This is a genomic window from Microvirga sp. 3-52, from assembly GCF_018383585.1.
Classification (GTDB): Bacteria; Pseudomonadota; Alphaproteobacteria; order Rhizobiales; family Beijerinckiaceae; genus Microvirga.
This window is the reverse complement of the sequence record NZ_JAHAMK010000015.1, coordinates 72,217-94,586: the sequence shown is the minus strand read 5'-3', so window position 1 is coordinate 94,586 and position 22,370 is coordinate 72,217. Positions and strand designations below refer to the sequence as shown.

At 65.2% G+C, this 22,370-nt stretch carries 18 protein-coding genes; 7 read left to right on the top strand and 11 right to left on the bottom strand.

Going from position 1 to position 22,370, the window contains the following annotated elements; translation table 11 throughout:
- Positions 1-147: 147 nt before the first annotated feature.
- Complete coding sequence (locus KHP60_RS13520) at positions 148-1,083, bottom strand: LysR family transcriptional regulator (RefSeq protein ID WP_213564829.1); 936 nt, start codon at positions 1,081-1,083, stop codon at positions 148-150.
- A gap of 120 nt (positions 1,084-1,203) precedes the next feature.
- Here KHP60_RS13520 and KHP60_RS13515 point away from each other — a divergent pair, with 120 nt between their 5' ends.
- A complete protein-coding gene (locus KHP60_RS13515; protein ID WP_213564828.1) occupies positions 1,204-2,199 on the top strand; it encodes an aldo/keto reductase in 996 nt (331 codons plus the stop codon).
- 150 nt (positions 2,200-2,349) lie between these two features.
- On the opposite strand, the gene KHP60_RS13510 is transcribed toward KHP60_RS13515, so the two are convergent.
- Positions 2,350-3,033, bottom strand: a complete 684-nt coding sequence (locus tag KHP60_RS13510; protein WP_213564827.1) for a YggS family pyridoxal phosphate-dependent enzyme — start codon at positions 3,031-3,033, stop codon at positions 2,350-2,352.
- 238 nt (positions 3,034-3,271) lie between these two features.
- Here KHP60_RS13510 and leuS point away from each other — a divergent pair, with 238 nt between their 5' ends.
- The 3 genes from leuS to holA are packed head-to-tail and all read left to right on the top strand — an operon-like array spanning position 3,272 to position 7,494.
- Positions 3,272-5,947 (top strand): leucine--tRNA ligase, encoded by a 2,676-nt coding sequence (leuS, locus tag KHP60_RS13505; RefSeq protein WP_409366286.1) that lies wholly within the window; start codon positions 3,272-3,274, stop codon positions 5,945-5,947.
- A complete protein-coding gene (gene lptE / locus KHP60_RS13500) occupies positions 5,934-6,470 on the top strand; it encodes an LPS assembly lipoprotein LptE (RefSeq protein WP_213564825.1) in 537 nt (178 codons plus the stop codon). The genes leuS and lptE overlap by 14 nt, the downstream gene beginning before the upstream one ends.
- A 4-nt stretch (positions 6,471-6,474) precedes the next feature.
- Positions 6,475-7,494, top strand: a complete 1,020-nt coding sequence (gene holA, locus KHP60_RS13495) for a DNA polymerase III subunit delta (RefSeq protein ID WP_213564823.1) — start codon at positions 6,475-6,477, stop codon at positions 7,492-7,494.
- A 167-nt stretch (positions 7,495-7,661) separates the two neighbouring features.
- On the opposite strand, the gene KHP60_RS13490 is transcribed toward holA, so the two are convergent.
- From KHP60_RS13490 to mnmE, 5 genes are all read right to left on the bottom strand, one after another.
- A complete protein-coding gene (locus tag KHP60_RS13490) occupies positions 7,662-8,546 on the bottom strand; it encodes a ParB/RepB/Spo0J family partition protein (RefSeq protein WP_213564821.1) in 885 nt (294 codons plus the stop codon).
- An 18-nt stretch (positions 8,547-8,564) separates the two neighbouring features.
- A complete protein-coding gene (locus KHP60_RS13485) occupies positions 8,565-9,404 on the bottom strand; it encodes a ParA family protein (RefSeq protein ID WP_213564819.1) in 840 nt (279 codons plus the stop codon).
- Positions 9,401-10,015 (bottom strand): 16S rRNA (guanine(527)-N(7))-methyltransferase RsmG, encoded by a 615-nt coding sequence (gene rsmG, locus KHP60_RS13480; protein ID WP_213564817.1) that lies wholly within the window; start codon positions 10,013-10,015, stop codon positions 9,401-9,403. The genes KHP60_RS13485 and rsmG overlap by 4 nt, the downstream gene beginning before the upstream one ends.
- Positions 10,016-10,026: 11 nt before the next feature.
- Positions 10,027-11,910 carry a tRNA uridine-5-carboxymethylaminomethyl(34) synthesis enzyme MnmG gene (gene mnmG / locus KHP60_RS13475; protein WP_249688754.1) on the bottom strand — a complete coding sequence of 628 codons (1,884 nt, stop codon included), beginning with the start codon at positions 11,908-11,910 and terminating at the stop codon, positions 10,027-10,029.
- Between the two features lie 310 nt (positions 11,911-12,220).
- Positions 12,221-13,531, bottom strand: a complete 1,311-nt coding sequence (gene mnmE, locus KHP60_RS13470) for a tRNA uridine-5-carboxymethylaminomethyl(34) synthesis GTPase MnmE (RefSeq protein ID WP_213564814.1) — start codon at positions 13,529-13,531, stop codon at positions 12,221-12,223.
- 123 nt (positions 13,532-13,654) lie between these two features.
- Here mnmE and KHP60_RS13465 point away from each other — a divergent pair, with 123 nt between their 5' ends.
- Positions 13,655-15,688, top strand: coding sequence for a thioredoxin domain-containing protein (locus KHP60_RS13465; protein ID WP_213564813.1), 2,034 nt, complete (start codon positions 13,655-13,657; stop codon positions 15,686-15,688).
- Positions 15,689-16,022: 334 nt separating this feature from the next.
- Here KHP60_RS13465 and KHP60_RS13460 read toward each other — a convergent pair whose 3' ends face one another.
- Positions 16,023-16,532: an Lrp/AsnC family transcriptional regulator gene (locus tag KHP60_RS13460; RefSeq protein ID WP_213564812.1), complete on the bottom strand. Its 510-nt coding sequence runs from the start codon at positions 16,530-16,532 to the stop codon at positions 16,023-16,025.
- Positions 16,533-16,653: 121 nt separating this feature from the next.
- On the opposite strand from KHP60_RS13460, the gene KHP60_RS13455 reads away from it, so the two are divergent.
- The gene (locus tag KHP60_RS13455) at positions 16,654-17,589 is read left to right on the top strand and encodes a DMT family transporter (protein WP_213564811.1); all 936 of its coding nucleotides are present in this window, start codon (positions 16,654-16,656) and stop codon (positions 17,587-17,589) included.
- A 376-nt stretch (positions 17,590-17,965) separates the two neighbouring features.
- Here KHP60_RS13455 and rho read toward each other — a convergent pair whose 3' ends face one another.
- The 3 genes from rho to hemE form a co-directional block, all read right to left on the bottom strand.
- Complete coding sequence (gene rho, locus KHP60_RS13450) at positions 17,966-19,231, bottom strand: transcription termination factor Rho (protein ID WP_213564810.1); 1,266 nt, start codon at positions 19,229-19,231, stop codon at positions 17,966-17,968.
- A gap of 356 nt (positions 19,232-19,587) precedes the next feature.
- Complete coding sequence (hemJ, locus tag KHP60_RS13445; RefSeq protein WP_213564809.1) at positions 19,588-20,013, bottom strand: protoporphyrinogen oxidase HemJ; 426 nt, start codon at positions 20,011-20,013, stop codon at positions 19,588-19,590.
- A gap of 1 nt (position 20,014) precedes the next feature.
- A complete protein-coding gene (gene hemE / locus KHP60_RS13440; RefSeq protein WP_311925032.1) occupies positions 20,015-21,052 on the bottom strand; it encodes a uroporphyrinogen decarboxylase in 1,038 nt (345 codons plus the stop codon).
- A 487-nt stretch (positions 21,053-21,539) separates the two neighbouring features.
- On the opposite strand from hemE, the gene KHP60_RS13435 reads away from it, so the two are divergent.
- A complete protein-coding gene (locus tag KHP60_RS13435; protein ID WP_213564807.1) occupies positions 21,540-22,370 on the top strand; it encodes a pyruvate, water dikinase regulatory protein in 831 nt (276 codons plus the stop codon).

Genomic DNA, 22,370 nt, shown 5'->3' with positions numbered 1-22,370 from the left:
TGGAGACAGAGTGAAAGCTGTCAGATCCGTTCGATGGCCGGCCCTGCAACAAGCTGCTGCAGGGCGTTCCAGGGTCCGAACTTGTGTTGATGCACAGCTTCAAACATGCAGCCCTCCCTGGTTCGAATGGTGATCCGGATGAGAGGCTTAGCCGGAAACCGCCACGGATGCAACGACGCCCGTGCCGGGATCGGGCCTGCGCTTGATGAAATCCACGAAGGCGCGCAGGGGCGCGGGCATGTGGCGGCGGCTCGGATAGTAGAGGAAGGGCCCGGAGAAGGGCTGCTGCCAATCCTCCAGCACCGGCTCCAGGGCGCCGCTCTTCAATTCCTGCTCGATGAATCCCGCAAAGGTGGCGATCAGGCCGAGCCCCTGGATCGCGGCGGCGACCTCCAGGTCGATGCTGTTGGCGATCACCCGGGCCGTGGGGGTGATCCTCACGATCTCGCCGTCGCGCTCGAACTCCCAGGGGTGCATCACGCCGCTGGCGAAGCGATGGCGGATGCAGGCGTGGTTCAGAAGGTCCTTCGGATGCGTTGGACGGCTGTGGGCCGCGAAATAAGCCGGCGCGCCGGCGACCATGAAGCGCTGCACGCGCGGGCCGATGGGCACGGCGATCATGTCCTTCTCGAGCCGCTCGTCATAGCGGATGCCCGCGTCGAATCCGGCCGCCAGAACATCGACGAAGCTGTCCTCGGTGATCACCTCCACGGCGATGCCCGGATGGGCCGCCAGGAACGGTCCGATGATCGGCGGCAGCACCAGGCGGGACACGGCCGTCGGTACGTTGAGCCGCAGCGTCCCGGTCGGCGAATCGCGAAAGCCGTTCACCGCATCGAGCGCGGCGGCGACCTCGCTCAAAGCAGGGCTCAGACGTTCCAGCAGCCGCTGCCCGGCTTCCGTCGGCGTCACGCTGCGGGTGGTCCGGTTCAGAAGCCGCACCCCGAGCCGGGCCTCCAGCCGGCGCAGCGCCTCGCTCAAGGACGAGGCCGAGACGCCGCGCACGCGGGCCGCGCTGCGGAAGGAGCGTGCCCGCGCCACCGCCGCGAAGGATTCGAGATCCGCGAGATCCACATCGCTCATTGTTCGATTATCCAAACAGCCTGTTCTGGTTATGCCGGATTATCGTACGAACAGGAAGCGGGCATGATCCGTTGATGCCGGCGAAAGGTCGCCGGCAGAGATTTTTCGGGAGATCATCGGATGCAACACCGCCGCCTGGGACAAACCGGTCCCGCCGTATCCGCCCTCGGGCTCGGCTGCATGGGCATGTCGGGCATGTACGGGCCGGCTGACAGGCCCGAGAGCATCGCCACCCTCCATGCGGCCCTGGAGGCCGGCATCACCCTGCTCGATACGGGCGATTTCTACGGCATGGGCCATAACGAGATGCTGATCGGCGAAGCGCTCCAGAGCCGCGACCGGGATCGGGCCGTGATCAGCGTCAAATTCGGCGCCATGCGCGATCCGGCCGGAGCCTGGCTCGGCTACGACGCCCGGCCGCAGGCCGTCAAAAGCTTCCTCGCCTATACCCTGCAGCGCCTGAGGATCGATCACATCGACATCTACCGCCCGGCGCGGCTCGATCCGAATGTCCCGATCGAGGACACCGTCGGGGCCATCGCCGACATGGTGAAGGCGGGTTATGTGCGCCATATCGGGCTGTCCGAGGTCGGCCCCGAGACCATCCGCCGGGCCGCCGCCGTGCACCCGATCTGCGACCTGCAGATCGAGTATTCCCTGATCTCGCGTAGGCCAGAGGACGCCATCCTGCCCGTCTGCCGCGAACTCGGCATCGCCATCACGGCCTATGGGGTGCTCTCGCGCGGGCTGATCAGCGGCCATTGGCAGGGCGAGACCGCCGGCCCGGGCGATTTCCGCACCCATAGCCCCCGCTTCCAGGAGGGCAATGTCGAGAAGAACCTCGCGCTGGTCGAAGGTCTCCGGCGTCTGGCCGAGGCCAAGGGCGTCAGTGTTGCCCAGATCGCCATCGCTTGGGTGGCGGCGCAGGGAGACAGCATCATCCCCCTCGTCGGCGCCCGCCGCCGCGACCGACTCAGCGAGGCTCTCGCTGCGCTCGACGTGAGGCTGACGGAGAAGGATCTCGCGGCCATCGACCGGATCGTCCCCAAGGGCGCAGCGGCCGGCGACCGCTATCCGGCAGCGCAGATGGGCATGCTGGACAGCGAGCGGGGTTGAGACGAGCGAAGAAACCGTCCCTTCATCAACCTCATCCTGAGGAGGCCGCGAAGCGGCCGTCTCGAAGGAGGATCCAGTACTCTCTGGAAGCTCCTTCGAGACGCAGACTGCGTCTGCTCCTCAGGATGAGGGCCGAGAAATGAGCCGGTTCTATTTCGACGGTCGAGACCTTGCCCCGAAAATCGCGCTGCCGACCCGCACATGGGTGGCGCCAAGCTGAATCGCGGCGTCGAAATCGGCGCTCATGCCCATGGAGAGCATGGGGAGGCCGTGACGCCCGGCGATCGTGTTGAGCAGGGCGAAATGGGGCGACGGCGGGTCCTCCGCCGGCGGGATGCACATGAGGCCTTCGATCTGCAGGCCGTACCTGCTGTGGCAGGCCTCGAGAAAGGCATCGATCTCGGTCGGGATCACGCCGCCCTTCTGCGGCTCCTCGCCGGTGTTCACCTGCACGAGCAGGCACGGTTTCCTGGCGGATCTGGCGATCTCCTTCGCCAGCGCCTCGGCGAGCGACGGACGGTCGAGGGTGTGGATCACGTCGAAGAGCTCCACCGCCTCCCTGGCCTTGTTGGACTGGAGCGGGCCGATCATGTGGAGCTCCGCGTCGGGAAAGCGCTCGCGCAAGCGCGGCCATTTGGCCTTGGCCTCCTGCACGTAGTTCTCGCCGAAGACCCGCTGGCCGGCGGCGAGCACCGGCTCGATTTCTTCCGCCGGAAAGGTCTTCGAGACCGCCACGAGGGTGATCCCGGACGGGTCGCGGCCATGATCGGAGGCGGCGCGCCGGATGCTTTCCTGCACCTGTTTCAAGCCTTCGACCGCACTGTACTCGCTCATGGAATCCTCTCTCGCTCCGCACTGTCATCCCCGGCCGGAGATGGCGAACGCCATCATGCGAGAAGGGGGTCCATGGTCAGGCACACCGCGCTGGATCCCCTTCCCGGCCCTCGGAGCCGCCGGGATGACACAGAGCACCGAATCTTGACCGTTTCCCTCGCGCGAAACCGTTGACCGCGCGGGAGAGCTGTGTCCTAGTCCGCGCCAACGCTGCGGCGCAAGCCGCTTGAATCGCTAAATGACGGATGTGTTGAGAAAAATGAGGCCCGAGCGCTACAACGCCAAGGAAGCCGAGCTGAAATGGCGGAAGGTCTGGAACGACCGCGACCTGTTCAAGACGAACAACGACGACCCGCGTCCGAAATACTATGTGCTCGAGATGTTCCCCTATCCGTCGGGGCGCATCCATATGGGCCACGTGCGCAACTACACCATGGGCGACGTGGTGGCGCGCTACAAGCGCGCCCGCGGCTTCAACGTGCTCCACCCCATGGGCTGGGATGCCTTCGGCATGCCGGCGGAGAACGCCGCCATGCAGAACAAGGTCCATCCCAAGGAATGGACCTATGCCAACATCGCGACCATGCGCTCCCAGCTGCAATCGATGGGCCTGGCCATCGACTGGAGCCGTGAGATCGCGACCTGCGATCCAAGCTATTACAAGCATCAGCAGCGCATGTTCCTGGACTTTCTGGAAGCAGGCCTCGTCGACCGCAAGACCGCCAAGGTGAACTGGGATCCGGTCGATCACACGGTGCTCGCCAACGAGCAGGTGATCGACGGCCGCGGCTGGCGCTCGGGCGCCCTGGTCGAGCAGCGCGAGCTGACCCAGTGGTTCCTGAAGATCACCGATTTCGCCGAGGACCTGAACGACCGCCTCGACACCCTGGACCGCTGGCCCGAGAAGGTGCGCCTGATGCAGCGCAACTGGATCGGCCGCTCCGAGGGCCTGCTGGTGCGCTTTGCCCTGAAGCCGGAGACGGTGCCCAACGGCGAGACCGAGCTGCAGATCTATACCACGCGCCCCGACACCCTGTTCGGCGCGAAGTTCATGGCGGTTGCGCCCGATCATCCGCTGGCGAAGGCCGCCGCCGAGAAGAACCCGGAACTGGCCGCCTTCATCGAGGAAGCCAAGCGCATGGGCACGGCCCAGGAGGCCATCGACAAGGCCGAGAAGCTCGGCTTCGACACGGGCGTCCGGGCCGAGCATCCCTTCGACCCGAATTGGACGCTGCCGGTCTACGTGGCGAACTTCATCCTGATGGAATACGGCACCGGCGCCATCTTCGGCTGCCCGGCGCACGACCAGCGCGACCTGGATTTCGTCAACAAGTACGGCCTCGGCAACACGCCGGTGGTCTGCCCGCCGGACGTGGATCCGTCGGCCTTCGTCATCACCGACGAGGCCTATGACGGCGAGGGCCGGATGATCAATTCCCGCTTCCTCGACGGCATGACCATTGCGGAAGCGAAGGAAGAGGTCGCCCGCCGGTTGGAATCGCAGACCCGCGGCAACCGTCCGGTGGCCGAGCGCAAGGTCAATTTCCGCCTGCGCGACTGGGGCATCTCGCGCCAGCGCTACTGGGGCTGCCCGATCCCGATCATCCATTGCGATGCCTGCGGCGTGGTGCCGGTGCCCAAGGACCAGCTGCCCGTGGTGCTGCCGGAGGACGTGTCCTTCGACGTGCCGGGCAACCCGCTCGATCGTCACCCGACCTGGAAGCACGTGGATTGCCCGCAATGCGGAGGCAAGGCCCGGCGCGAGACGGACACCATGGACACCTTCGTGGATTCGTCCTGGTACTTCGCGCGCTTCACGGACCCAACCCTGACGGACAAGCCGACGGATCGCGCGACCGTGGACCATTGGCTACCGGTCGACCAGTATATCGGCGGCATCGAGCATGCGATCCTGCACCTGCTCTACTCGCGCTTCTTCACCCGCGCGATGAAGAAGACGGGACATGCCGGCATCGACGAGCCCTTCGCGGGCCTGTTCACGCAGGGCATGGTGGTGCACGAGACCTACAAGGATGCCGGCGGCTGGGTGCTGCCCTCCGATGTGCGCTTCGAGACGCAAGGCTCGACGCGCAAGGCCTTCCATGTGGAGACGGCTGAGCCGATCGAGATCGGCTCCATCGAGAAGATGTCGAAGTCGAAGAAGAACACGGTCGATCCGGACGAGATCATCGCGTCCTATGGCGCCGATACCGCGCGCTGGTTCATGCTGTCCGACTCTCCCCCCGAGCGCGACGTGATCTGGACTGAGGAGGGCGTGCAGGGCGCCGGCCGTTTCGTGCAGCGCGTCTGGCGCCTGGTGAACGAAATCGCCAGCGCTTACGAAGAGTATGAGGGTCGCTCCGAGGCAGATTGGGCTGCTTTGGAGGAAAGACTAGAAAAGATGAACTCTTTGTCGGAAGTGCAGCGTGTCCGTCGGGACGCGGCTCGCTATCTGGACCGGGTTGAGAAACAGATCGAAGAACTGCGCTTCAATAGCGCGGTTGCCAGCATATACACTTTGACGACGACGCTTGAAGTGTCGGCCAGAGGCGCGCGTGGGCAGGGTCTTTACGTTAAAGTACTGCGCGATAGCTTAAAAATACTCATCCAGATGATTGCTCCCATGATGCCTCACCTGGCCGAAGAATGCTGGGTGGCGCTAGGCGAGTCTGAATTGGTGGCCGCCAGTAATTGGCCGACGGTCGACCGGTCGCTCCTGGTGGAGGACACGGTCACCCTGCCGGTGCAGGTCAACGGCAAGAAGCGGGCCGACGTGACGGTTGCCCGCGATGCTGATCAGGCTACCATCGAGGCGGCTGTGCTCTCGCTCGACGCCGTGCAAAAGGCTATGGAAGGCAAGCCCGCCCGCAAGATCATCGTGGTTCCCCAAAGGATCGTGAATGTCGTCGTTTGAACTCAAGAGCCTCGCGCACGTCGTTGTCGTGGCAGGCCTGTCTCTCGGCCTGTCCGCCTGCTTTCGTCCGCTCCATGGCCCGACCGCCTCGGGCCAGTCGCTCCAGACGGTCCTGGCCTCCATCGACGTGCCCGAGCTGCAATGGCCGCCGGCACTCGCGAATACGGGGCATTACCTGCGCAGTGAGTTGATCTATGCCCTCAACGGGTCGGGATCGGACACGCCGAAGCGCTATTCGCTGAGGATGACTCTGAGCGAAAGCCAGTCCAGCCCTGTCGTGGATATCGAGACCGGCACGGCCAGCTCCGTCATCGTCGGCGGCACCCTGACCTATACGCTGACGAGCCTGGACGGGAAGACCGTGGTCACGCAGGGGACGGCGACGTCGGCCACGAGCTTCGACCGGTTCCCGCAGCGCTTCGCCAATATACGGGCGGGCCGCGACGCGGAAATCAGGCTCGCCAAGGATCTGGCACAGCAGGTGAGGACCCGCTTGTCGGCGACGCTCGCAACCCAAAGCTGACGCGATGGTCGCCGTCAAAGCAGGTGACGTGGACGGAGCGCTGCGGCGCCCCGATCCGCGCATCGGCGTCTTCCTGTTCTACGGGCCCGACATGGGCCTGATCAACGAGCGTGCCCGCGCGGTCGCGGAGCGCTCGGTGGACGATCCCTCCGACCCGTTTCAGCTCATCCGCATCGACGGCGACGACATCGCCGCGGACCCGGGCCGCCTCGCCGACGAGGCCGGGACCATGGGCCTGTTCGGCGCCAAGCGCGCGATCTGGGTGAAATCGACCTCGCGCAACATTGCCCCGGCCGTCGATGCGGTTCTGAAGGGCGAGCTGCAGGACACGGTGATCGTCATCGAAGGGGGCGATCTTCAGAAGTCCTCGCCGCTGCGGACCTTGTGCGAGCGTTCGCAGAAGGCGCTCGCCCTGCCCTGCTATGCGGATACGGGCCGCGATCTCGGCACGGTCGTGGACGACGCTTTGAAAGCCAACGGATTTTCGATCCAGCGCGAGGCCAGAACGGCCCTCATCGCGAGCCTCGGCGGCGACCGGCTCGCCACCCGCGGCGAACTCGCCAAGCTCATGCTCTATGCCCATGGCCAGAACGAGATCACGCTGGCCGACGTGGACGCGATCATGAGCGACGTCTCGAGCCTCGCCATGGACGCGGTGGTCGATGCCGCCTTTGCCGGCGAGGGCACGGGCCTGGAGACAGGCTCCCGGCGCCTGGCCGCGGAAGGCGTGAACGCGTCCGTGCTGCTCGGCGCCGCGCTCCGCCATGCCCTGATGCTGCTGACGGCCCGTCTTTCCGTTGAGGAAGGCCGGGCCATTCCCGCCGTGATGGAAACCATGCGCAGCCTGCACTTCCGGCGCAAGCCCCTGGTCGAACGCCATCTCCAGCGCTGGACGAGCGGCAGCCTCAAGGATGCCATCGCGCTGCTTCAGACCAGCCTGCTGCAGACCCGCCGTCTCGCCGATCTCGCCGATACCGTCGCGGCGAAGACCCTGCTCGACATCGCGCGCGCGGCGCGGCGGTAGGCCCGGTCCCAGTAAAGCAAATGCTATCGTGTCATGGCCGTCCCCGGACTCGATCCGGGGATCGGTCCCGGCCATCTCGATCTGAAAAGTTCGGCGATCCATCAAGCGGGATCACCGGCACGAGGCCGGTGATGACGACAGAGCCAGAGTGGCGTGAAGAGCAACGCTCAGGGATTCAGCCGCCGGCACAGGCCGTCGAGCTGCTCCAGGGTCCTGTACTTGATCCGCAACTCGCCGCCCTTGCCCTTGTGGTCGATGCTGACGGTGAGGCCGAGCACGTCCTGCAGGGCCTTTTCGAGAGCGCGGGTGTCGGGGTCCTTCTCGGCCTTGGCGGGCTTCGCCGCCTTGGCTTCCGTCGTGGCGGGATCGGCGTTGTCGTTCTGCGCGATCTCTTCGACCTGGCGCACGCTCAGGCCTTCGTCGATGACGCGCTTGGCGACCTGAACCGGATCCTTCACGGACAGCAGGGCGCGGCCATGGCCGGCCGTGAGCTTGCGCTCCATCAGGAGCTTGCGCACCCCAGCGGGCAGATCGGCGAGGCGCAGCATGTTGGCGATATGGCTGCGGCTCTTGCCGATGATCTTCGAGAGGTTCTCCTGGGTATAGGAGAACTCGACCATCAGGCGGGAATAGCCCTCCGATTCCTCGATCGGGTTGAGGTCGGCCCGCTGCACGTTTTCGAGGATCGCGTATTCGAGCGAGGTCTTGTCGTCGATGGAGACGACGACCACCGGCACCTTGTGCAGGCCCGCCTTCTGTGCCGCGCGCCAGCGCCGCTCGCCGGCAACGATCTCATAATTCTCCGATCCGGGCATGACGGCGCGAACCACGATGGGCTGGATGATGCCGCGATCCTTGATCGACTGGGTCAGCTCCTGCAGATCCGCATCGTCGAACAGCTTGCGCGGGTTGCGCGGGTTCGGGCGCAGGAACTCCACCGGCACGTGGCGGGGGACAAAGCCCTTGCGCTCGAGGTTGCCCATTTCGTCCCCGACCTCGCCGATCAGGGCGGCCAATCCACGACCCAAGCGCGACTTACCTTCTTCTGCCATTGTCTCTCTCAAATGTTCTTAAGCCGCGCGCAGGGCGCGTTCACGCTGAATGACTTCGGATGCCAAACGGAGATAGGCCTGCGAGCCGGCGCATTTCAGATCATAGAGCAGGACCGGCTTGCCGTGTGACGGTGCCTCGGACACGCGGACGTTGCGCGGGATCATGGTCTCGTAAACCTTGGCTCCCATGAACTGGCGTACATCGGCAACAACCTGCCCCGACAGGTTGTTGCGGGGGTCGAACATGGTCAGCACGACGCCGTGGATCGAGAGATTCGGATTGAGCGCCGAACGGACCTGCTCGACCGTCTTGAGCAACTGGCTGAGGCCTTCCAGCGCAAAAAATTCGCACTGGAGGGGGACCAGAACCGCGTCAGCAGCGGTCAAGGCATTGATGGTCAAAAGATTGAGCGATGGCGGGCAATCGATCAAAATATAGGTAAAAGGTTCGCTTACCTCAGAGGCTGAAAGGCTCTGAATCGCGGAGCGGAGTCGATGCGACCGATTCCGCTCGCTGGCGATCTCCAGTTCGACGCCGAGCAGGTCGAGGGTCGAGGGCGCAACCGACAATCCGGGCACGACGGTCTCGGTGATGCTCTCGGCCAGCGACGCTTCGCCGGCAAGCACATGGTAGGTGGAGACCTGGCGGCTCTTGCGGTCGATGCCGAGGCCCGTTGAGGCGTTGCCCTGCGGGTCGAGATCGATGATCAGCACCCTCTCGCCGATGGCCGCCAAGGCGGTGCCGAGGTTGATCGCCGTCGTCGTCTTGCCGACGCCCCCCTTCTGGTTGGCGAGCACGAGAACGCGCGGGGTCACGCCACGCGCGCCTGCTTCGGGTCCGTTGCGGTCGGTCATCATGAATGGCTCTCGATGGAGGTTATGCGAAGAATCCTGGCCTCGGGATCGGTCTGGCTTGGCAGGATCTCCGCCTCGAATGTCCACTTTTTCCAGGCTTCGGTCAATTCAATCTCGGCGTCGCGTCCCTTGGGAAACAGGCCCATTGTCCCCGCTTTCAACAAGGGCTCGGTCCAATCCAGCAGCATGGCCAGCGAGGCCAGGGCGCGGGCCGAGACCACGTCGGCCTTGCCGATGAAGCCGGGCAGGACGGCTTCGAGCCGCGCTTCATGCACCTTGGCCGGGGCTCCGGTCAGCCGGACGATATGGCGGAGGAAAGCGCATTTGCGCGAATTGCTCTCGACCAAGTGAACGTTGAGCCCCCTCTCGGCTCCCGCAATGGCAAGCACGAGGCCGGGGAAACCCGCGCCGGATCCAAGATCGAGCCAGGTTCCGGCGTCGGGCGCGAGGTTCAGAAGCTGCAGGGAATCGACGATGTGGCGCTCCCAGATCTGGTCAAGCGTCGCCGGCCCGACCAGGTTCTTGATCGCCTGCCAGCGGCGAAGCTCGCGCTCCAGCAGTTCCAGTTTGTCGAATGTTTCACGTGAAACATTCAGATCCGATGCGGTGACCATGGCAGATCTCGTCACGACCGCGCCTCAGTCACGCGAGCATTTCGGCCCGGACTCTTGCGGGCGTGGGCGGCGAGCAGAGTCAGGGCCGCCGGGGTGATACCCTCGATCCGGGCAGCTTGCCCGAGGGTCTTGGGACGGACCAGATCGAGCTTGGCCTTGATCTCGTTCGACAGGCCGGGGAGTTCCTGAAAATCGATGCTCTCCTCCAGCACGACCCCCTCGTCGCGACGATAGGCGGCGATATCCGCCTGCTGACGGTCGAGATAGACCGCATAGGTGGCATCCGTCTCCAGACGTTCGCGCACAGGCGTGCTCACGGCGGACAAGTCCGGCCATACCCTGGTCAGATCGCTCCAGCCGACGCTCGGATAGGAAAGGAGCTGATAGGCGGAGCGGCGGATGCCGTCCTGGTTCAGTTCCAGGCCATGCCGGGAGGCTTCCTGAGGGGTCAGGGTGAGAGCCTGCAGGCGCTGCCTCGTCTCGCGGATCTCCTCTTGAGACCGGTGAAAATGCCTCTCGCGCTGCGAGCCGACGCAGCCGATCTCCATGCCCTTGCCGGTGAGGCGCTCGTCCACATTGTCGATGCGCAGGCTCAGGCGATACTCGGAGCGTGAGGTGAACATGCGGTAGGGCTCGCTCACGCCGCGGGTGATCAGGTCGTCGATCAGGACACCGATATAAGATTCGGACCGGTCGAAGACGATGCCGTCCTGGTCGGATGCCCGGCGGGCCGCGTTGAGCCCCGCCACCAGCCCCTGGGCCGCCGCCTCCTCATAACCGGTCGTGCCATTGATCTGGCCGGCCAGGAAGAGACCCCGCACCGCTTTGGTTTCGAGCGCGGCGGTGAGATTGCGCGGGTCGACGTAATCGTACTCGATGGCATAGGCGGGCTGGAGCATCCGCACCGCCTCGAGACCTGGAATGTGCTGCAGGAAAGCGAGCTGCACGTCCTCGGGAAGCGAGGTCGAGATGCCGTTCGGATAAACGGTGGTGTCGTCGAGGCCCTCGGGCTCCAGGAAGATCTGATGGCCGTCCCGGTCGCCGAAGCGCACCACCTTGTCCTCGATGGACGGACAATAGCGTGGGCCCGTGCCCTGGATCTCACCGGAATACATGGCCGAGCGGTGCAGGTTGTCTCGGATCAACTCGTGGACCTTGGTCGTGGTGCGGGTGATGCCGCACTCGATCTGCGGGTTCGCGATCCGGGTCGTGAGCAGGGAGAACGGCACCGGCTCGTCGTCGGCCGCCTGCTTGTCGACGCCGGCCCAGTCGATGGTTCCCCCATCGAGGCGGGGCGGCGTGCCGGTCTTCAAGCGTCCCAGGGTGAAGCCGAGCCGCGCAAAGGTCTTCGGCAGGCCGAGCGAGGGACGCTCGCCCATGCGACCGGCCGGGATCTTCTTCTCGCCGATATGGATCAGCCCCGACAGGAAGGTGCCGGTGGTAATCACCACAGCCCCGGTTGCGAGCACCTGTCCATCCGTGAGGAGAAGTCCGGAAACACAGCCCTCCTGCACGACGAGATCGTCCACCTCCCCCTCCACGACGGAGAGGTTCGGCGTCTGAAGCAGTTCGGCCTGCATGGCGCGGGCATAGAGCTTGCGGTCGGCCTGGGTGCGCGGCCCGCGCACCGCCGGTCCCTTGCGGCGGTTGAGCAGGCGGAACTGGATCCCGGCCCGGTCGGCAATGCGGGCCATGATGCCATCGAGGGCGTCGATCTCCCGCACCAGATGACCCTTGCCGAGGCCTCCAATGGCCGGGTTGCACGACATGGCGCCGACAGTCGCAAGCTTGTGCGTCACGAGGGCCGTCCGTGCGCCCATGCGCGCCGACGCGGCGGCCGCCTCGGACCCTGCGTGGCCACCGCCTACAACGATCACGTCGAACACCTGCCTCATGACTGTCTCCATGCCTGGGCATCGGACCGGGAAGTGGAAGCCACTTCGGGATCGATGCCGCATTTGCTGCCGGGCGCGTCGCCCGGCGCGAAAAACGACCACTTTATTGCGCGATGCGGTTGGGTCTACGTCCCGGCGCGCCGGAGGTCAAAAGGGCAAAATGTTTCACGTGAAACATTTTCGGCCGGACCCCGGTTCTGCACATTCCATTCACAGGCTGTGCCCCGCCGATTCAGCATTGTTCCACCGATTCGTGAACAGCTGAAAACTGGATTCGACCGTCTCGGTTCGAAGGTACCGCGCCGATCGATCACTTGCCGATACAGAAGCTTGAGAACAGGCGGTCGAGCACATCCTCGACGTCCACCCGGCCGGTGATCTCGCCGACGGCGCGGGCGGCCAGCCTCACCTCCTCGGCGGCCAGTTCCAGCGGTCCATGACCGGCGAGCATCGCGCGGGCACGCTCCAGATCTGCATGGGCGCGCTCCAGAGCGCTGCGATGACGCTCGCGGGTAAGGATGGCGTCGCCCTGCCCCATCAGCGCCGAGGCCTCCTCCTCCAGACGGGCAATCAGCGCCGGCAGCCCCTCGCCGGTCGAAGCCGCGATCATCAGGTCGCAATCGGGCCGGACCCGGTTCAGATCGGCTTTCGTCCCGACGCGCAGGAGACGTCGGGCCGGCGGCGGGGCACTCCGGTCGCCCTCCGGCGGCACGAGCCAGAGCACGAGATCCGCATCCTGCACCCGCGCCCGGGCCCGGGAGACGCCCTCCTGCTCGACCAGATCGCCGCTCTCCCGCAGGCCGGCCGTGTCGACGATGATCACCGGTAGGCCGCCGAGATCGCAATGGACCTCGATCACATCGCGGGTCGTGCCGGCAATGGGCGAGACGATGGCCACGTCCCGCCGGGCCAGAGCGTTCAGCAGGGTCGACTTGCCCGCATTGGGCGGACCGGCCAGCACGACGGTCAGTCCCTCGCGCAGGCGCTCGCCGCTGCGGTTCGCCATGGCCCGGCCGATCTCGTCCCGCACCCGGTCGATCATCTGGAGGATCTCCTCCTCCAGATCCTCCGGCACGTCACCCTCGTCGGAAAAATCGAGGCTCGCCTCGAGCAGAGCCAGAACCTGCAGCACGCTCTCGCGCCAGCCCTCGGCGGCGTTCCCGAGCCGTCCGCCGAGCTGACGCATGGCCTGCCGCCGCTGCGCCTCCGTCTCGGCATCGATGATATCGGCCAAGCCCTCCACTTGGGCGAGGTCCATGCGCCCGTTGAGGAAGGCCCGGCGGGTGAACTCGCCGGCTTCCGCCGGGCGGCAGTTCTCCACGGAGCCGAGCGCGCGCAGCACGGCGGTCCGGGTCGCCAGCCCGCCATGGATCTGGAGCTCGGCCTGATCCTCACCGGTAAAGCTCCCCGGTCCAGGCATCCACAGAACCAGAGCCTGATCGAGGGGTTCTCCGGTCGTCGGGTCCTTCAGCGTCCGCACGACTGCGCGCCGGGGCTCGGGCATCCTTCCTGTCATCCGCTTGAGCACGGTGCGGCTCCCCGGCCCGCTGATCCGGATCAGGCATACGGCGGCGCGGCCGTGACCGGAGGCAGTGGCGAAGATGGTGTCGTCCGAACGCATGAAGGTGAACCTCGGGATGAGAAGAGGATTTAAGGTTGATGAGGTCTTAAAACTTGAAGCGCGGTCAGGATCGGTTCTGATCCGAATCGAGCGAACGTGGAAGCCGTTGCCGGAGCAGAAACGATGAACCGCCTGAACGAGGCCAGTTCCCCCTACCTTCTGCAGCACAGGGACAACCCTGTCCATTGGTGGGAATGGGGTCCCGAGGCTCTGGCCGAGGCCAGACGGCTCAACAGGCCGATCCTGATCTCCATCGGCTACGCCGCCTGCCACTGGTGCCATGTGATGGCCCATGAGAGCTTCGAGGATCCGGACGTGGCCGCGGTCATGAACGAGCTCTACGTCAACATCAAGGTGGACCGCGAGGAGCGGCCCGACGTGGACCATGTCTATATGAGCGCCCTCCACCTGCTGGGCGAGCCCGGCGGGTGGCCCCTCACCATGTTCCTGACCCCGGACGGCGAACCGTTCTGGGGCGGCACCTATTTTCCGAAGGAGACGCGCTTCGGGCGGCCGGGCTTCGTCGGCGTGCTGCGGGAGGTCAGCCGCCTCTATCATACCGAGCCGGAGCGCATCCTCAAGAACCGGGATGCAATCAAGCAGCACCTCGCCAGGACCGAAAGCAGCGACGGCGGCACGCTGGGCCCCGACGATCTCGACCGCATGGGACTGCGGCTCTCGGAGCTCATCGACGGGGAGAACGGCGGGCTGCAGGGCGCGCCGAAATTCCCCAACCCGCCGATCCTCGAATATCTCTACCGCTATGCCCGCCGCGCCGGCGACGAGGACGCGAAGAGGCGCTTCCTCCTGACCCTGGAACGCATGGCGCTCGGCGGCATCCACGATCATCTCGGCGGCGGCTTCGCGCGCTACTCCGTCGACGAGCGCTGGCTCGTGCCGCATTTCGAGAAGATGCTCTACGACAACGCGCAGCTCCTGGAACTCTATGCGCTTGGCTTTGCGGAAACCGGCCGCGCCCTCTTCCGGGACGTGGCGGAGGGTATCGTCGCCTGGCTCGATCGGGAGATGACCACGCCTGAGGGCGCCTTCGCGTCGAGCCTCGATGCGGATTCGGAAGGCGAGGAAGGCCGCTTCTATGTCTGGAGCCTTGCCGAGATCCGCGAAGTTCTGGGCCACGAGGATGCCGCCTTCTTCGCCCGTGTCTACGACATCTCCCAGGAGGGTAACTGGGAAGGGACCAACATCCCGAACCGGCTCGTCTCCGGCGAGGCTCCGCCCGCCGTGGCGGAACGGCTCGCGGCTATGCGCGAAAAACTTTTGGAGCGGCGGGCCTCGCGGGTCAGGCCCGGCCTCGACGACAAAGTGCTGGCGGACTGGAACGGGCTGATGATCTCCGGCCTCGTGCGCGCCTCTCCCCTCCTCGGCCGGCCGGACTGGATCGGCCTCGCAGCCCGAGCCTATCGTTTCGTGTCCGGATCGATGAGCCGCCACGGCCGGCTCGGCCATTCCTGGCGCGGCGGCGCATTGATCTTCCCCGGCTTCGCCCTCGACCAGGCCGCCATGATGCGGGCATCGCTCGCCCTCTACGAGGCAACCTCCGAACCCGCCTATCTAGGAGATGCGCAGACCTGGCGCGATGGGCTGCTCTCGGAATTCCTGATCGAGGAGACCGGCTGTCTCGCCATGACCGCCCGGGGCGCGGACCCCCTGGTCGTCCGGCCCCAGCCGACCCATGACGATGCGGTGCCCAACGCCAACGGGGTCTTCGCCGAAGCCCTGGTCCGGCTGGCACAGATCACCGAGACGGAGGGCGACGTCCAGCGGGCCTCCGACGTCCTGAGCCGTCTCGTGGGCGTCGCCCGCTCGGCGCCGCTGGGCCATACCTCGATCCTCAACGCACTCGACCTGCACCTGCGGGGCCTGAGCATCCTCGTCACGGGAAACGAGGCAGACGCCCTGTTCGAGTCCGCCCTGAAAGTCCCATACCCCGACCGCAGCGTCCGCCGGCTGCGCGCGACCGAGACTCTCGACGAACATCATCCAGCCGCCGCCCTCGCCTCTTCGGGCAAGGACGCGGCCCAGGCCCTTGTCTGCGCCGGCATGCGCTGCTCGCTCCCGGTGACGGATGCGGAAGCGTTGAAGGCGCAGGTCGCGGAGATGCTGATGCCGGTGCAAGGGCCCACCAGTCCTCCTTGAACATAACTCGGACGCCATGGCCGGCCTTGTGCCGGCCATCCCGATGCTGCGAAGCGTCGCGCTCTTCTTTATCGAGATCACCGGGGCAAGCGCGGTGATGCCGTAGAGGAGGTGACGACGTGGAGGCAGGAGTGGAAGGCTGCGGCTCATCCGTCGTCGTCCATCATCCAGGTGCACCCCTCCTCCTGCCGTCATGGCCGGGCTTGACCCGGCCATCCCGATGCTGAGAGGCGTGGTGCTTCAATCCATCGGGATCACCGGCACAAGGCCGGTGATGACGAACAGGTGAATGCCCAACCTGACCCCGGCCTGGACCGAAGCGTTGTGAGGAGCCTCAACAATCCGGCTCGCGTCCCTCCGCATCCCGCCTGAGATGCGTCAGAGGCAGGGCCGCGTCGGATTTCACCCGTGTGAGGGCGAAGTTGGAACGGATGTCGCCAATCATCGGCAGGACGAGGAGCTTTTCGGTCAGGAGCCTCTCGTAGGCCTTGAGATTGGCCACAACGATCTCGACGATGAAATCGGCCGTGCCGGATACCATGTGGCAGGCCACCACCTCCGGCATGGCGGCGAGCGCCTGCTGGAGCGCCTGTGCATTGTCGCGGGAATGTTTTTCGACCTTGATCTCGACGAAGACGGTCAGGCCGAGGCCCACCGACTCGCGCTCGAGCACCGCCCGGTAGGTGCGGATGAAGCCGTCGCGCTCCAGGCGTCTGACCCGCCGCAGGCAGGGCGAGGGCGAGAGGCCGACCTGGTCGGCCAGTTCCTGGTTGGTCAAGCGCCCGTCGGACTGAAGCGCGTTCAGGATCCGCAGATCGATGGCGTCGAGATTGATATAAAGCATGGCAGCGCGAAACCTCGATATCACGCAATTTTCTGCCAAGAACACGCAATCATCAAGCACAACTTCGCAAGGACATGCCTGACCCTGGAAGCTTATGCTCGGGACCTCAAGGAGACCCATCATGTCCGATCTTGCCCGTTCCGCGCCTCGGGTCCGAACCCGCCCTGCCCCGATCGGCTGGCTCGCGGCCTTTGCCACCGTGACGATCTGGGCCGTCTGGGCGGTCGGCACCCGCCATGCGGTCACGCATGATCTGCCGCCGGCCGCAATCGGCCTGCTGCGGTTCGGGGTGCCCGCCCTCCTGCTGCTCCCGATCAGTTGGCGAACCGGCCTGTTTCCGAAGGGGCTCGGATTCCTGAAAGGCCTCGGGCTCCTCGGGTCCGGTGCCCCGTTCTTCCTCATCGTCGTCTTCGGCATGCAGTTTGCCCCGGCGGCCGAGATCGGGCCGCTGCTGCCGGGCACCATGCCGCTCTTCGTGGCCCTGATCGGCTGGCTCGTCTTCGGCGAGCGGCTCGGACGGATCAGGGTCGCGGGCTTCGCCCTGATCCTGATCGGCGTCGCCTGCATCGGGGGCTATGGCCTGCTCTATGCCGGCAACGATGCCTGGCGCGGGCATCTTCTGTTGCTCACCGGGGCCTGCCTGTGGGGGATCTACACCCATGCCTATCGCCGCAGCGGGTTGTCCGCCCTGCAGGCCGCGGCGCTCATCGGCTTGTGGTCCTTCCTGATCCTCCTGCCCTTCGGCGCTCCGTCTCTGGTCGATGCCATCGGTGACGGGCTGGCCGGACCCGTGGTCCTGCAGGCCGTGCTTCAGGGTCTCCTGTCGGGCGTCGCCGGGATCGTTCTGTACGGGATGGCCGTCGATCGTCTCGGCGCCTCGCGGGCCGCTGCCGTCTCGCCCCTGTCGATCGTGCTCGCGGGTCTGATCGCCATCCCGGTCCTGGGCGAGATCCCGGATGCCGCCGCTCGTGTCGGGATAATTCTGGCGACCCTGGGCGTTGTGCTGGCGAGCGGCGTCTTCAGCCAGCCTGCGTCGGACGCATCGACGAGGACTTGAGGAGAGACCGTGTTCGACAGGGCGCAGGAGCGGCGATGTTCTTTTTCTTCTCGAACCGGCTGGGCTGCGCAGGCTCGCTCCTGATCTCCGCCGTGCTGACCCTGATCGTGCTCGCGCTCATGGGGGCGTTCTGACGTTGGGCGAGGTCGGAGCATCCTTCCGGACATGACAGGCACGACGTCATCACCGGGACAAGCCCGGTGATGACGAGGGAAGCCAATCCCCGACTGCATCGTCAGGAGCCGCAAAGCGACCGTCTCCAAAAACCGATTTTCTCGAAGGAGGGTCCGGTCTGCACCGGAAGCCCCCAAACAAAAGCCCCACCCTCCGGGTCGGAGGATGGGGCCAATGATTGGAGCCGGACGGTCCAGCCGCCTCAGGTGTTCATCGAGTCGAAGAACTCGCTGTTCGACTTGGTCTGGCGCAGCTTGTCGAGCAGGAACTCGATGGCGTCGACCGTGCCCATCGGGTTGAGGATGCGGCGCAGCACGTACATCTTCTTGAGCGTGTCGCTCGGCACCAGCAGCTCTTCCTTACGGGTGCCGGAGCGGGTGATGTCGATGGCCGGGAACGTGCGCTTGTCAGCGACCTTGCGGTCGAGGATGATTTCCGAGTTGCCCGTGCCCTTGAACTCTTCGAAGATCACCTCGTCCATGCGCGAGCCGGTGTCGATGAGCGCGGTCGCGATGATGGTGAGCGAACCGCCCTCCTCGATGTTGCGCGCCGCACCGAAGAAGCGCTTCGGGCGCTGCAGGGCGTTGGCGTCGACACCGCCGGTGAGCACCTTGCCGGAGGAAGGCACCACCGTGTTGTAGGCGCGGCCCAGGCGCGTAATCGAGTCGAGCAGAATGACCACGTCGCGGCCATGCTCCACGAGGCGCTTGGCCTTCTCGATCACCATCTCGGCCACCTGCACGTGGCGGGTCGCCGGCTCGTCGAAGGTGGAGGCCACGACCTCGCCCTTCACCGAGCGCTGCATGTCGGTCACCTCCTCCGGGCGCTCGTCAATGAGCAGCACGATGAGGTAGCATTCGGGATGGTTGGTGGTGATCGACTGCGCCACGTTCTGCATCAGCACGGTCTTGCCGGTGCGCGGCGGCGCCACGATGAGCGCGCGCTGGCCCTTGCCGATGGGCGACACGATGTCGATGATCCGCGGCGAGAAGTCCTTGCGCGTCGGATCGGCGATCTCGAGATTGAAGCGCTCGTGCGGGAAGAGCGGCGTCAGGTTGTCGAAATGGACCTTGTGCCGGATCTTCTCGGGATCCTCGAAATTGATCGTGTTGACCTTGAGCAAGGCGAAATAGCGCTCGCCCTCCTTCGGGCCGCGGATCGGGCCGTCCACGGTGTCGCCGGTGCGCAGGCCGAATTTGCGGATCTGGCTGGGCGAGACATAGATGTCGTCGGGCCCGGGCAGGTAGTTCGAATCGGCCGAGCGCAGGAAGCCGAAGCCGTCCTGCAGCACCTCGACGACGCCTGCGCCGATGATTTCCACCTCGCGGGCCGCCAGCTGCTTGAGGATGGCGAACATGAGCTCCTGCTTGCGCATGGTGCTGGCGTTCTCGACCTCGAGCTCTTCGGCGAAGGTGATGAGTTCGGTGGCGGATTTGGATTTCAGGTCTTGAAGCTTGATTTCCCTCATCGGGGAACACTCTCGGGGTAAAGGCGCGGGCAGATGGGGCTGTACGCGGGGGAGATTAAGGGAAACGTTCGACAGGGCCGCCCAGTTCACGAGAGTGACTTGAGAGAGCCGTGGAGGCCCCGTGCAGCGCACCTGTCTTTGAGGAAGAGGACTCCTGTTTAGCCTTATTCGCGCCAGGGCTCAAGGGGGTTTGGAAAACAACCTCGTGAGCGCCGCCCTGGGCGGACCATGACCCCCGTCATCACCGGCCCTGTGCCGGTGATCCCGATCCGAAAAGCTCGGCGCTCTTCCCGTCGGGATGGCCGGGACAGACCCGGCCATGACGAGTCAGAGCCTGACATGACGCAATCTCGAAATCAGAACGGCTTCACGATCACCAGGATCACGATGCCGATCATGAGAACCGTCGGGACCTCGTTGATCATCCGGTAGAATTTCGCCGGGCGCACATTCGCGTCGGCCGCGAAAACCTTCACGGTCTTCGACAGGAACCCGTGCACTCCGGACAGGATCAGCACCAGCAGCACCTTCGCGTGCAGCCAGCCGGAGGTGTACCAGCCGCCCTGCCAGATCAGGATCAGGCCGAGGATCCAGGTGAGGCCCATGGCCGGGTTGATGATGGCCTTGAGCAGGCGCCGCTCCATGATCTTGAACGTCTCGGACTGGATCGAGCCCTTCGGTACCTCGCAATGATAGACGAAAAGCCGCGGCAGGTAGAGCATTCCGGCCATCCACGCGATGATGGCGATCACGTGGAACGCCTTGATCCAGAGATACAACATGTCATGCCCCCCGCACGCGAGCGATGAGCTGCTCGACGTGCTCGACCGGTGTCTCCGGCAGGATGCCGTGCCCGAGATTGAAGATGTGCGGGCGTCCGCGGACCGCGTTCAGGACATGGTCGACACCCCGTGTCAGCGCCTCGCCTCCGGCGATCAGCGCCAGCGGATCGAGATTGCCCTGGGTCGCCACATGAGCGGGAAGACCCGGCAGCACGTTCACGGGATCGAGCGTCCAGTCGAGGGCGAGCCCGTCGCCGATGCCGGCGGCCGCGAAGCGGTGGAGATGCGCACCGCCGCCGCGCACGAACACGATGACCTTCGCCTGTGGCCGCGCGCTTTTCAGGCCTTCGACCATCCTGCGGATCGGGTTCAGGGACAGCCGGTCGAAAAGGGCGGGCGGCAGGGCCGACCCGAAGCTCTCGAAGATCTGGACCGCTTCGGCGCCCGCATCGATCTGGCGGATGAGATAGGCCGTGGAGGCCCGCACCAAGCGGTCGATCAGCGCATCCATGAAAACCGGATCGCGATAGGCGGTGAGCCGGGCCGGCGCCTGGTCGGGCGTGCCCTTCCCGGCGATCATGTAGCTCGCCACGGTCCAGGGCGCACCGCAGAAGCCGAGAAGCGTCGTCTCCTTGGGAAGGGACTGGCGCAGGCGGTCCAGGGTCTCGAAGACCGGTTCGAGCCGCTCCAGGGGCAGCTCCTCGGCCAGCCGGGCCAGCTCCGTCTGCGAGGTGACCGGATCGAGCTTGGGACCCTCGTTCTCGACAAAGCGCACGTTCTGGCCGAGCGCATGGGGAATGACCAGGATATCGGAGAACAGGATCGAGGCATCGAAGCCGAAGCGGCGGATCGGCTGAAGCGTCACCTCCTCGGCAAGCCTCGGATTGTAGCAGAGATCGAGGAAGGAGCCGGCCTGCTTCCGGGTCTCGCGGTATTCCGGCAGATAGCGGCCGGCCTGGCGCATGATCCAGATCGGCAGCGGCCAGACCGGCTCGCCGTTCAGCACGCGCAAAATCGCTTTGGTGGGACGCTCGCTCACAGGCCCTCTCTAATAAAATAGAATCTTTGAATCTTAGAATCTGATGTTTCTCTTGGGCCGTGAATCACGAAGCCGCAACCCCGTCCACAGACGGTCCACACGGGCGGTGTCGTTAACCGCTCATTAACGGATGGGGCAGGCGTGCCACAATCCTTTCCGAATTCTTAAACCTTAACAGCCCGTTAACGAAGCTTAACCAAACCTGAATCGAAAACTTGCCGCTGATTCGTGCCGGATTCTCCCAATTCGACACTTCCCATGTCGCACAACAGGCAGCCCTGTTGATGATCCGAGGCGAATCCCACAGGCCTCTCCCCTGGACCTCCCGACCCGGGCGCTTTATCCACACTCATCGACTCCTTGAGCACCGGACTCAGAGGCGCCACCTCCTGTCGGGATTCATCCGATGCTCTATTATTCAAGCAGCGTATCGTTCCGGGCGGATCTCCGGTTGCGCATGATGCCCTTGTCCGTGGAGACCTGATCCGTGGGACGCAGCTATTTCCATCTCCATCTCGTCTCGGATTCGACCGGCGAAACGCTGATCACCGTGGCCCGCGCGGTGGTGGCGCAATACGAGGGCGTGGCCGCCATCGAGCACGTCTATCCGCTCGTGCGCTCCAACACGCAGCTCGAGCGCGTGATCAGCGAAATCGAGACCGCGCCCGGCATCGTGCTCTATACCCTGGTGGAGCAGGATCTGGCGCAACGGCTCGAGGAGGTCTGCCGCAACACGGGCTCGCCGCATCTCTCCGTGCTCGAACCGGTGCACGCCCTGCTCTCCTCCTATCTCGGTACCCATTCGACCGCGCGGCCCGGCGCGCAGCACATGCTGAACGCGGAATATTTCAAGCGCATCGACGCAATGAACTTCACCCTTCTCCACGACGACGGGCACCTGCCGCACGATCTCGACGAGGCCGACGCGATCCTGGTGGGCGTGAGCCGCACCTCAAAGACGCCGACTGCCATCTATCTCGCCAATCGCGGCCTGAAAACGGCGAATATTCCTCTCGTTCCCGGCGTGCCGCCGCCGGCGGTTCTGGGCACGGCCCGGAAAGCGCTGATCGTCGGCCTCGTCGCAACGCCGGAACGCATCGTGCAGATCAGGCAGAACCGTCTCCTCAGCCTCAACGCGGACGACGACACCTCCTATGTGGATCGCGACGCGGTGGCCGAGGAACTCGCAGCCTCCAGGCGGCTTTTCGCCCGCAACGGCTGGCCGGTGATCGACGTGACCCGCCGGTCCATCGAGGAGACCGCAGCGGCGATCATCGATCTCTACCGCGACCACCGTCTGCGCTTCATCGCGGAATAA

Coding starts and splice junctions, on each gene's coding strand:
- KHP60_RS13520 (WP_213564829.1), bottom strand. CDS start 1,083: ATGAGCGATGTGGATCTCGCGGATCTCGAATCCTTCGCGGCGGTGGCG.
- KHP60_RS13515 (WP_213564828.1), top strand. CDS start 1,204: ATGCAACACCGCCGCCTGGGACAAACCGGTCCCGCCGTATCCGCCCTC.
- KHP60_RS13510 (WP_213564827.1), bottom strand. CDS start 3,033: ATGAGCGAGTACAGTGCGGTCGAAGGCTTGAAACAGGTGCAGGAAAGC.
- leuS (WP_409366286.1), top strand. CDS start 3,272: ATGACGGATGTGTTGAGAAAAATGAGGCCCGAGCGCTACAACGCCAAG.
- lptE (WP_213564825.1), top strand. CDS start 5,934: ATGTCGTCGTTTGAACTCAAGAGCCTCGCGCACGTCGTTGTCGTGGCA.
- holA (WP_213564823.1), top strand. CDS start 6,475: ATGGTCGCCGTCAAAGCAGGTGACGTGGACGGAGCGCTGCGGCGCCCC.
- KHP60_RS13490 (WP_213564821.1), bottom strand. CDS start 8,546: ATGGCAGAAGAAGGTAAGTCGCGCTTGGGTCGTGGATTGGCCGCCCTG.
- KHP60_RS13485 (WP_213564819.1), bottom strand. CDS start 9,404: ATGATGACCGACCGCAACGGACCCGAAGCAGGCGCGCGTGGCGTGACC.
- rsmG (WP_213564817.1), bottom strand. CDS start 10,015: ATGGTCACCGCATCGGATCTGAATGTTTCACGTGAAACATTCGACAAA.
- mnmG (WP_249688754.1), bottom strand. CDS start 11,910: ATGAGGCAGGTGTTCGACGTGATCGTTGTAGGCGGTGGCCACGCAGGG.
- mnmE (WP_213564814.1), bottom strand. CDS start 13,531: ATGCGTTCGGACGACACCATCTTCGCCACTGCCTCCGGTCACGGCCGC.
- KHP60_RS13465 (WP_213564813.1), top strand. CDS start 13,655: ATGAACCGCCTGAACGAGGCCAGTTCCCCCTACCTTCTGCAGCACAGG.
- KHP60_RS13460 (WP_213564812.1), bottom strand. CDS start 16,532: ATGCTTTATATCAATCTCGACGCCATCGATCTGCGGATCCTGAACGCG.
- KHP60_RS13455 (WP_213564811.1), top strand. CDS start 16,654: ATGTCCGATCTTGCCCGTTCCGCGCCTCGGGTCCGAACCCGCCCTGCC.
- rho (WP_213564810.1), bottom strand. CDS start 19,231: ATGAGGGAAATCAAGCTTCAAGACCTGAAATCCAAATCCGCCACCGAA.
- hemJ (WP_213564809.1), bottom strand. CDS start 20,013: ATGTTGTATCTCTGGATCAAGGCGTTCCACGTGATCGCCATCATCGCG.